This window comes from Pantoea sp. Tr-811 (genome assembly GCF_011752535.1).
Lineage (GTDB): Bacteria > Pseudomonadota > Gammaproteobacteria > Pseudomonadales > Pseudomonadaceae > Aquipseudomonas.
Genome location: NZ_VWXJ01000029.1, coordinates 40,834 through 51,239, shown reverse-complemented (window position 1 = coordinate 51,239; position 10,406 = coordinate 40,834). Strand labels below are relative to the sequence as shown.

Below are 10,406 nucleotides of genomic sequence, written 5' to 3'. Positions count from 1 at the left end.
CTGCACAAGGCGCACAATCGTGTTTCGTCGTAAACTTTTTCATGGTCTCGCCCTCGCTGCCGTTGGCTTCTTAGAACGCCACCGTGGCACTGTGATGCCTCGGCGGGGGCGAGTCCATTTAATTACAAATGCCTGGGTTTGATGGCCCATTGTAGGAGCGGGCTTGCCCCGCGAAGAGGCCCGTATAGACTACAGCGTTACCTCAGGCCACGCCGACCGTCATGCCCCACGATCCGCAGTCTCTCTACCTGCAGGCGCTCACCCAGCAGGGCTTTACCCAGGACTCCGCCCAGGCCCGTGCCGTCCAGGCCCTGCAAGCCTGCTTCCAGGCCCTGGAGCAGGGCAAGCGCCCCCAGGGCCTTTACCTCTGGGGCCCGGTTGGCCGGGGCAAAACCTGGCTCATGGACTTGTTCCACCGCTGCCTGGGCGTTCCGGCCCGGCGCCAGCACTTTCACCATTTCATGGCCTGGGTCCACCAACGCCTGTTCCAGCTCAACGGCACCGCCGACCCGCTGCAAGCACTGGCCCGTGAACTGGCCAGGGAAATCCGTGTGCTGTGCTTCGATGAACTGTTCGTCAGCGACATCGGTGATGCCATCATTCTCGGCCGGCTGTTCCAGGTACTGTTCGACCAGGGCGTGGTGATCGTCGCCACGTCCAACCAGCCCCCTGGGCAGCTGTACCGCGACGGTTTCAACCGCGAGCGCTTCCTGCCGGCCATCGCCGCCATCGAGCGCCACATGCAGGTGCTGCCCGTGGCCGGGGAGCAAGACCACCGCCTGCACCAGGGCGCCGAGCACAAACGTTACTGGGTGGCCGAGCCCGGCACGCGCGGCGCCCTTGAAAGCGTGTTCCAGCAGCTCAGCCCAGGCCAGCCGGGCACTGCCGAGCCCTTGCAGATCGGTGCCCGGCAGATTCGGGTGGTCCGGCGCAGTGCCCAGGCCATCTGGTGCCGTTTCGCCGACCTGTGCGAGCAACCCCTGGCCGCCATCGACTTCATGGCGCTGTGCGATGATTTTCCAGCCATCCTGCTCGAAGGCGTTCCTGCCCTGGGCGGCCAGCAGCAGCCCGGGCGCATCGCACGCGGTACGGAGGACGCAGCCGTGCGGGTCGAGGCAGGCGACCGCGAGCTGCCCATGCTGTCGCCCAGGGACGACGCCGTGCGCCGCTTCATCGCCCTGGTCGATGAGTGCTACGACCGCCGCGTGGCGCTGTACCTGGAAGCCCAGGTTCCGCTCGATGCCCTCTACACCCAGGGTTACCTGGCGTTCCCGTTCCAGCGCACCCTGAGCCGCCTGCGAGAAATGCAACTGCAGCGTTTCCAGACCCTGTAGGAGCGAGCAAAGCTCGCGATCACCGGCAAGGCCGGTGCCAGGCACCCTGAGGGCTGCCTGGCAGCCCATCGCGAGCTCTGCTCGCTCCTACCGGCCTTGCGCCGATTTAGAAAAGGTCATCGTGTAGCCGGTGGCTGCCCCAGCCACTCCACCAGGGTGCGGTTGAAGCGCCGCGGTTCTTCGATCTGCGGTGCATGCCCCATGCCTTCGAACGTCACCAGTTGCGCATGGGGAATCAGCTTGGCCACCTGCGGCCCCAATTCCTGATACTTGCCCAGCTTGGCTTTCACCTCCGGCGGGGCGATGTCGCTGCCGATCGCCGTGGTGTCCTGGTCGCCGATCAGCAGCAGGGTCGGCATCTTCAGGTCCTTGAACTCGTGGTACACCGGCTGGGTGAAGATCATGTCGTAGATCAACGCCGAGTTCCACGCCACCGCTTCATGCCCCGGTCCCTGGTTCAGGCCCACCAACATGTGTACCCAGCGCTCGTACTCAGGCTTCCAGCGCCCGGCGTAATAGGTCTTGCGCTCGTACTCGCGCACGCCCTCGGCGTCGAGTTTCAGCTCGCGGGCGTACCACTGGTCGACCGTGCGGTAAGGCACACCCAGGGCCTTCCAGTCCTCAAGGCCGATTGGGTTGACCATGGCCAGGCGCTCGACCTGCTGGGGGTACATCAGCGCGTAGCGGGTGGCGAGCATGCCGCCGGTGGAATGGCCAAGAATGATCGCCTGCTTCACCCCCAGTTGTTCGAGCAACGCATGGGTGTTGCTCGCCAGTTGCTGGAAGCTGTACTGGTAATGCGCAGGTTTGCTGGAGGTGCAAAAACCGATCTGGTCTGGGGCAATGACCCGGTAGCCGGCCTCGCTCAACGCCGCGAGGCTGGTTTCCCAGGTGGCGGCGCAGAAGTTCTTGCCGTGCATCAGCACCACGCTGCGGCCATTGGCCTGGCCCTTGGCGGGAATGTCCATGTAGCCCATCTGCAGGTTCTGGCCCTGGGACAGGAAGTCGAAATGCTTGAGGGGGTAGGGGTAGTCGAAGCCTTCGAGCTGTTTGCCATAGGTGGGCGATTCGGCAGCGATGGCCGGGGCGCCGACAAGGCAGGCCAGGGCCAGGGCGGTTGCGCGCAGCATGGGGAACTCCGTGTAGGGCCATGTAGGAAAGGGCGACTTTAACAGGCAGCGGAGCACCTTAAACGTTAAAGGTGTTACCAAGCATGAACCTCGAGCGCAGCCCCCTGCCGCGCCGGGGCTCAGGCACCGTGAGGTTGCTGGTCCAGGTCGCGCATCAGCAGGCCGTATTCCAGCGTGACCTGTTCGGGAATCGGCAGGTACACCACGTGGCCATCGCCCAGCGCCACGTCGATTGCCTGCTGCTGGCGGTTGTACAGGCGGTGCAGGTCGAAATGGTAGTTGCCCCGTGGCGTCATCAATTCCAGGTGGTCGCCCACGGCGAAGCGGTTCTTCACCTTGACCTCGGCCAGGCCATCGATGCGCGCACCGGTCAACTCGCCCACGAACTGCTGGCGCTCGGACACGGAGTTGCCGCGTTGGTAGTTCTGATACTCATCGTGCACATGGCGGCGCAGGAAACCCTCGGTGTAACCGCGCTGGGCCAATGATTCGAGGTTGTCCATCAGGGCCCGGTCGAACGGCCGCCCGGCAGCGGCATCGTCGATGGCCTGGCGGTAGGCTTGCACAGCGCGGGCGCAGTAGAAGTGCGACTTGGTGCGGCCCTCGATCTTCAGCGAGTGCACGCCCATCGCTGCCAGGCGCTCGACGTGCTGGATCGCGCGCAGGTCCTTGGCATTCATGATATAGGTGCCGTGCTCGTCTTCGAAGGCTGGCAGTTCGGTGCCGGGGCGGTTGCTTTCCTGCAACAGGAACACCTGCTCGGTGGGGGCGCCCAGGCCCAGGGTAGGCTCAGCCTGGCGAACGATGTCGCCGCAGGCATCTTCGCCTGCGGGGCTGGCCTGGTACTTCCAGCGGCAGGCGTTGGTGCAACTGCCCTGGTTGGCGTCGCGCCGGTTGAGGTAGCCCGACAGCAGGCAGCGGCCGGAATAGGCCATGCACAGGGCGCCGTGCACGAACACTTCCAGCTCCATGTCCGGCACCTGCTGGCGAATCTCCTCGATTTCTTCAAGCGACAATTCCCGCGACAGGATCACCCGGCTCAGGCCCAGCCCCTGCCAGAACTGCACGCTGGCCCAGTTGACCGTGTTCGCCTGCACCGACAGGTGCACGGGCATCTGCGGGAACTGCTGGCGCACCAGCATGATCAGCCCTGGGTCGGACATGATCAGCGCATCCGGGCCCATGGCGATGACCGGCGCCAGGTCCTTGAGGAAGGTCTTGAGCTTGGCATTGTGCGGGGCGATGTTCACCACCACATAGAAGCGCTTGCCCAGGGCATGTGCCTCGGCGATGCCAAGCGCCAGGTTGGCGTGGTCGAATTCGTTGTTGCGCACCCGCAGGCTATAGCGTGGCTGGCCGGCGTAGATCGCATCGGCGCCATAGGCGAAGGCGTAGCGCATGCTCTTGAGGGTGCCGGCTGGGGCCAGCAGTTCGGGCTTGGCGGAAGGGGTCATGGGCGCACCGGGGCAAAAGGCTGGGATGCTAAGGCCCAGCGCTGCGCGCCGTATTGATTTGAATCAAGGCTATGAAGGCACTTTTCCAGGATTGCGCTGCACTAATAGCCATGACAGTCGAGGAGTCGCCATGAACCCAAACCCCCTGCACAACAAAGCCCTGGCGGTACTCCTGGCGCTGGTGACCATCGCCTTCGTGTGGATCATGCTGCCGTATTACGGCGCCATCTTCTGGGCGATCATTCTCGCCATCCTGTTCGCGCCGCTGCAGCGCCACCTGGTGATTCGCTTTGGCCGCCGGCGCAACCTGGCGGCCGCCAGCACCACCCTGGTGTGCCTGTTGGTGGCGATTCTGCCGGTGATCATCACCAGCGCCTTGCTGGTGCAGGAGGGCGCCACGCTGTACCAGCGCATCGAAAGCGGTCAACTGGACATCGCCGGTTACGTCGAGCGGGGCAAAGACATGCTGCCGGCGTTCGCCCAGCACGGCCTGGACCAGATGGGCATGGGCAACCTGGACGGGCTGCGCGACAAGATCAGCAAATGGGCGACCCAAGGCAGCCAGGTGCTGGCCAGCCAGGCGTTCAGCTTTGGCCAGGGCACCTTCGAGTTCCTGGTGAGTTTCGGCATCATGATGTACCTGTTGTTCTTCTTCCTGCGCGAGGGCCCCGACGTGGCGCGCCGGGTGCGGCTGGCGGTGCCGCTGCCCGAGCAGCAGAAGCGCCGCCTGCAGTTGAAGTTCAGCCGGGTGGTGCGGGCCACGGTCAAGGGCAACCTGCTGGTCGCCATTACCCAGGGTGCCCTGGGCGGCTTCATCTTCTGGGTACTGGGTATCCCCAGTGCGCTGGTGTGGGGGGTGTTGATGGCGTTTCTGTCGCTGCTGCCGGCGGTGGGCGCGGGCATCGTCTGGGCGCCGGTGGCAGCCTACTTCCTGCTGACCGGGGCCATACTGCCCGGGGTAATCCTCACCGCCTTCGGCGTGCTGGTGATCGGCCTAGTGGACAATTTGCTACGGCCGATCCTGGTGGGCAAGGACACGCGCATGCCCGACTACCTGATCCTGCTGTCGACCCTGGGCGGGTTGGCGGTGTTCGGGCTCAATGGGTTCGTGATCGGGCCGCTGATCGCCGCGCTGTTCATGTCCAGCTGGGCGATCTTCGCGGCCACCCAGCCGCAGGTTCAGTTGCCCCAATGAGGGCTAGCGGAAGCTGTAGGAAACCCCTGCATACACCCCAAGGCCTTCACCTGGGGTGGAGCGGGCAACGTCCAGCCCGGCATCGTCGTAGCCCGGGGTCACCGTGGCCGCGTAACGCTTGTTGGTGAGGTTGCGCAGGTCCAGCCAGGTTTGCCAGTCTTGCTTGGGCGAGTCCCAGCCCAGCCGCGCGCCCAGCAGGGCATAGGCATCGGCGTGGTAGCTGTTGGCGTAGTCCACCTGCACCTTGGAGGCCATCTGCGTGTTCACCCCGGCGTAGAACCCGCTCGGCCAGTCGTAGCGCAGCTCGGCCTGGTAGTAGTGCATGGGAATGCCCGGCAGGCGGTTGTTGCCGAACTTGTCGTCGTCGCGGTAGTGGAAGTCGCTGAAGGTATAGGCCTGGCGCAGGCTCAGCTTGCCGGTGCCGGAGCGCTCCCACAGAAGGCTGTCCAGGCCGGCCTCGACACCCTGGTGCACCGTGGGGCTGGCGTTGAATTCCTTGAACGGCAGGCCCTGCACCACTTCCACGTTGAGCAGTTCATGGCGCACCTGCGCGTAGTACCAGGCCAGGTCCCAGCGCCCCAGCGCCGAATCGCCACGGGCACCCAGCTCCAGGGTGGTGGCGGTCTGGTTCTGCATCTTCATCGGCTGGTTGGTCACCGGCGCACTCCACACCAGCGACCATGGGTGCGGCGGCTCCACCGAGCGGCTGAGGTTGCCGTACACCTGCAGGTCCGGGCGGATGTCGTAACGCAGCCCCAGGCGCGGTGCATAGTCCCAGTCATGCTGGCTCACCCGGCCGCCACTGGCCGGGTAGGTGACATCGCTCTCGCGGCGGGTGTAGATCATCGCCAGGCCCGTGGTCAGCCACAGGTCCGGCACCAGCTCCAGGTCATTGCCCACGTGCAGGACGGTGTCCGAGCCCTGGTAGCTGAAGTCGCGCGTGCGGGCGCCCACCACGTTATCCACCCGCGAGAACTGCGAGGCACCGCTGTTGGGCAGGTGCTTGGTGGTACGCCAGCCGACGGTGGTCTTGCTTTCATGGCCGAACAGGGTGTCGCGGCGCAGGTAGTTCAGCGTACCGCTGACATCGGTGTAGGCCACCTTCAGGCGCATGGCACCTTCGCGCAGGTCCATCGGGTAGTCGTGATAGACCAGCCCGGCCTCCAGACGCGAATCGTCATCGAGGTAGAAGGTGGTCTTGTTGCCGACCCAGGTGCTGCCCGGCTGCGGCCGGCTGTCGTTGCGCGACAGGTAGCCGGGGTTGGCAGCCCGCGGGTCGTGCTTGATCTGCTCCTTGGTCAGGCGCCCGGCCAGGTCGTTCTCGGTTTCCCGGTAGCGCAGGTAGAAGCGCGTTTCCAGGTTCGGGTTGAAGCGGTAGCCCACGTTGGCGGCGATGCCTTTCGCACTGCCGCTGCTGTGCCGCTGGTAGCCGTCGTATTCCGAATCGGTGAGGGCCACGTAGTAGTCAAGGTTGCCCAGTACCTGCCCGGAGCTGATATGCCGGTGCTGGTAGCCACGGCTGCCGACTTCATAGCGGACCTGCAGCGGTGCGGCATCGTAGCCGGTGTGGGTGACATAATTGATCGCCCCGCCCAGGGCCAGCGAACCCTGGTCAAAGCCGTTGGCGCCGCGCAGCACTTCGGCGCGGCTCAGCCACAGCGGCTCGAACAGTTCGTAGGGGGTGCCGCCGGGGCCGGTCAGCGGCAACCCGTCGAACATCGTGTATACCCCCGAGCCGTGCGCACCGGGCGCACGGTTGATGCCCGAGCCACGAATCGACAACTTGATGCCATCGTTGCCCGCCGACTGGGCAAACACGCCCGGTTGGTAGGCCAGCACATCGGCGTTGCTGGCCACTCGGCCTTGCTCCACGTGCTGCAGGTCCACCAGGTTGCTGGCGCCTGGAATCGTGCGCAGCTTCTCGCGGGCCTCGTCCAGTTCGCTTTGCGCTTCGTCGCTGATCAGCACCTGGCCCAGCTCCACGGCGGGTGCCGCCAGGGCTTGTGGGCTGGCGCTGGCGAAGGCCAACAGGCCGAGGAATGACGGCAGGGGCAAAACGGGACGCATCGGGCAACTCCAGGCGAAGGGCGGGCAACGGCGTTGTGACGCGCGAAATCATGCTCAGAGCACGCAGGATGTCGATTTATCGCGTGTCACCCCTGAAATACGGATGCCCAGGGCTGCGCTTTACACGTCGCCCAGGCTGCCATGGCGCGCAAAAAAAACGCCCCGCTGGTGCGGGGCGTTTTTGCTGCGGGGCTGATCAGCCGATCAGCTGCAGGCCTGCTTGCTGAACCAGGTCCAGCAACGGCTGTGGGTACACGCCCAGGACGAAGGCAAGGATGGCGATGGCCAGCAGCATCACGCCGCCGGTGCGCTGTTCCCACTTCAGCGGGGCGTCGTGGCGACGCAGGTTCGGCTCTACCAGGTACAGGGTGACCATCACCCGCAGGTAGTAGTACACGCCGATGGCGCTGCCGATCACCAGGGCACCGACCAGCCACCACAGGTGCGACTCGACGCCGGTGGCGATGATATAGAACTTGCCGATGAAGCCGGCCGTCAGCGGGATACCCGCCAGCGACAGCATCATCACGGTCAGCACCGCGGTCAGGTACGGGCGGCGCCAGAACAGGCCGCGGTACTCGTACAGTGCGTCGGCATCACGGCCGCCATACGGCGAGGACATCAGGGTAATCACGCCGAAGGCGCCAAGGCTGGTGATCACGTAGGTGACCAGGTACACGCCCATGGCTTCCATGGCCAGGCCCTTGCTGGCCACCAGGGCAATCACCAGGTAACCGAAGTGGGCGATGGACGAGTAACCGAGCAGGCGCTTGAGGTTGCTCTGGGTCAGCGCCAGCAGGTTGCCGATCAGGATCGAAGCCACGGCGATCACCGCCAGTACCGTGCTCAGCACGCCGCTGCTGGCGGCAGGGGAGAGCATGAACAGGCGCACCACCACGGCGAATACCGCCACCTTGCTGGCCGTGGCCAGGAATGCGGCCACCGGCGCCGGGGCGCCTTCGTACACGTCTGGGGTCCACAGGTGGAACGGCACCAGCGACAGCTTGAAGGCCAGGCCCACCAGCATCATGCCCAGGCCCAGCTGTGCCAGCAGGCTAGGCATGCTGGTGGCCGCCAGGGCCTTGCCCAGCTGGTCGAAGGTCAGGCTGCCGGCGTCGGCGTACAGCAGGGCCATGCCGAACAGCAGGAAGGCGGAGCCGGCGGCCGACAGCACCATGTACTTGATGCCCGCTTCCAGTGAGCGCTTGTTGAAGAAGGCATACGCCACCAGGCCATACACCGGGACCGACAGCAGCTCCAGGCCGATGAACAGGCCCGCCAGGTGGTTGGCGCTGACCAGCACCAGGCCACCCAGGGCAGACATCAGCAGCAGCAGGTAGAGCTCTTCACGGTTGCCCGGGAAGCCGGTGGAGCCTTCGCCCAGGTAGGCGTGGGCCAGGGTGACGCAGGCCAGCGTCGCCACCAGGATGATCGCCATGTACAGGCAGGCGAACTTGTCGATGGTCACCAGCGAGGTGACCGCCAGCGGCGCGACCTTCAGTGCCGGCAGAATCGACAGCAGGGCCAGGTTCAGGCCCACGGTGGACAGCAGGAAGGTCTGCGAGTGGTTGCGCTTCCAGGCGATCGCCAGCATCACCACCACGGTGGTGATGGTGGTGATCAGCATCGGCGCCAATGCGATGAAGTGTTGAGTGGTGAATTCCATAGCGCTCTTACCGGGCCGAAGCGAGTTGAGTGAAAGCGGAACCGAGCCACTGCTGCACGCCGGTCATGGTGGCGGCAGAGGTGTCGAGGAACGGCTGCGGATACACGCCCAGCAGAATCAGCAGTACCGCCAGGCCCAGCACCATGATCAGCTCGCGTGTGTCCATGCCGGCCAGCACGGTGTCGGCCTTGGCCGGGCCGAAGTAGGCGCGGTGGATCATGATCAGCGAGTACACCGAGCCGAATACCAGGCCGGTGGTGGCGATCACGGTGATCCACGGTACATGCACGAAGCTGCCGATCAGGATCAGGAACTCGCCGACGAAGTTACCGGTGCCTGGCAGGCCAAGCGATGCGGCAGCGAAGAACAGGCTGATCGCCGGCAGGTAGGCGATGCGGTGCCACAGGCCGCCCATCTGGCGCATGTCACGGGTGTGCAGGCGCTCGTACAGCTGGCCAGACAGGATGAACAGCGCAGCAGCCGACAGGCCGTGGGCCAGCATCTGGATCACCGCGCCCTGCAGGGCTTGCTGGCTGCCGGAGTAGATACCGATCAGCACGAAGCCCATGTGCGAGACGCTGGAGAAGGCGATCAGGCGCTTGATGTCGGTTTGTGCGAAGGCCAGGAAGGCACCGTAGAAGATACCGATCAGGCCCAGGGTCATGGCGATCGGCGCAAACTCCGCCGAGGCGTTCGGGAACAGCGGCAGGGCGAAGCGCAGCAGGCCGTAGGCCGCGGTCTTCAGCAGGATACCGGCCAGGTCCACGGAACCTGCGGTGGGTGCCTGGGCGTGGGCGTCAGGCAGCCAGGAGTGGAACGGCACCACCGGCAGCTTCACCGCGAAGGCGATGAAGAAGCCCAGCATCAGCAGGTACTCGGTGCCAGCTGGCAGTTCGGCCTTGAGCAGGTCGCTGTAGTTGAAGGTGATGACGCCGGTGTTGGTGTAGTTGACCAGCACCAGGCCAAGAATCGCCACCAGCATGATCAGGCCGCTGGCCTGGGTGAAGATGAAAAACTTGGTCGCCGCGTAGATCCGGGTTTTCTTGCCGTCTGCCGAGCTGTGACCCCAGAGCGCGATGAGGAAGTACATCGGCACCAGCATCATTTCCCAGAAGAAGAAGAACAGGAACAGGTCCAGGGCCAGGAACACACCGACCACGCCGCCGAGGATCCACATCAGGTTGAGGTGGAAGAAGCCGACGTGGCGCTGGATCTCTTTCCAGGAGCACAGCACCGACAGCACACCGAGCAGGCCGGTGAGCAGGATCATCAGCAGCGACAGGCCGTCGAGGGCCAGGTGGATGCTGATGCCGAAGCGCTGGATCCACTGGACTTTGTATTCCACCGCCCAGTGCGGTTCGGCGCCTGGCGCGGGCGCCAGGGTGTAGTCGCCGTGAGCCCACAGCCACAGGCCGATGCCAAGCAGCAGGGACATGGTCAGCAATGCGATCCAGCGCGGCAGGGTGGCGCCGAAGCGCTCACCCAGCCAGCACAGAAGGCCGCCGATGAAGGGAATCAGGATCAGCCAAGGCAAAATCATGACGGGTTGGTTTCCTTTGG

The 10,406-nt window shown here is 64.9% G+C and carries 7 protein-coding genes; 2 read left to right on the top strand and 5 right to left on the bottom strand.

Going from position 1 to position 10,406, the window contains the following annotated elements; genetic code table 11:
* Positions 1-221 precede the first annotated feature (221 nt).
* On the top strand, positions 222-1,334 hold the full coding sequence (zapE, locus tag F3J44_RS27930; protein ID WP_167277695.1) for a cell division protein ZapE: 1,113 nt from the start codon (positions 222-224) through the stop codon (positions 1,332-1,334).
* Between the two features lie 116 nt (positions 1,335-1,450).
* On the opposite strand, the gene F3J44_RS27925 is transcribed toward zapE, so the two are convergent.
* Both F3J44_RS27925 and yegQ read right to left on the bottom strand, forming a co-directional pair.
* A complete protein-coding gene (locus F3J44_RS27925) occupies positions 1,451-2,464 on the bottom strand; it encodes an alpha/beta fold hydrolase (RefSeq protein ID WP_167069950.1) in 1,014 nt (337 codons plus the stop codon).
* Between the two features lie 119 nt (positions 2,465-2,583).
* Positions 2,584-3,918, bottom strand: coding sequence for a tRNA 5-hydroxyuridine modification protein YegQ (gene yegQ, locus F3J44_RS27920; protein WP_167277694.1), 1,335 nt, complete (start codon positions 3,916-3,918; stop codon positions 2,584-2,586).
* 130 nt (positions 3,919-4,048) lie between these two features.
* Between yegQ and F3J44_RS27915 the strand changes: the two genes are divergently transcribed.
* Entirely contained in the window at positions 4,049-5,113 is a 1,065-nt protein-coding gene (locus tag F3J44_RS27915; RefSeq protein WP_167069945.1) for an AI-2E family transporter, read from the top strand.
* Positions 5,114-5,116: 3 nt separating this feature from the next.
* Here F3J44_RS27915 and F3J44_RS27910 read toward each other — a convergent pair whose 3' ends face one another.
* From F3J44_RS27910 to nuoM, 3 genes are all read right to left on the bottom strand, one after another.
* The gene (locus tag F3J44_RS27910; protein WP_167069943.1) at positions 5,117-7,180 is read right to left on the bottom strand and encodes a TonB-dependent receptor domain-containing protein; all 2,064 of its coding nucleotides are present in this window, start codon (positions 7,178-7,180) and stop codon (positions 5,117-5,119) included.
* Positions 7,181-7,376: 196 nt separating this feature from the next.
* Positions 7,377-8,846 (bottom strand): NADH-quinone oxidoreductase subunit NuoN, encoded by a 1,470-nt coding sequence (gene nuoN / locus F3J44_RS27905; protein WP_167277692.1) that lies wholly within the window; start codon positions 8,844-8,846, stop codon positions 7,377-7,379.
* A 7-nt stretch (positions 8,847-8,853) separates the two neighbouring features.
* The gene (nuoM, locus tag F3J44_RS27900; RefSeq protein ID WP_167277690.1) at positions 8,854-10,386 is read right to left on the bottom strand and encodes an NADH-quinone oxidoreductase subunit M; all 1,533 of its coding nucleotides are present in this window, start codon (positions 10,384-10,386) and stop codon (positions 8,854-8,856) included.
* Positions 10,387-10,406: the final 20 nt, after the last annotated feature.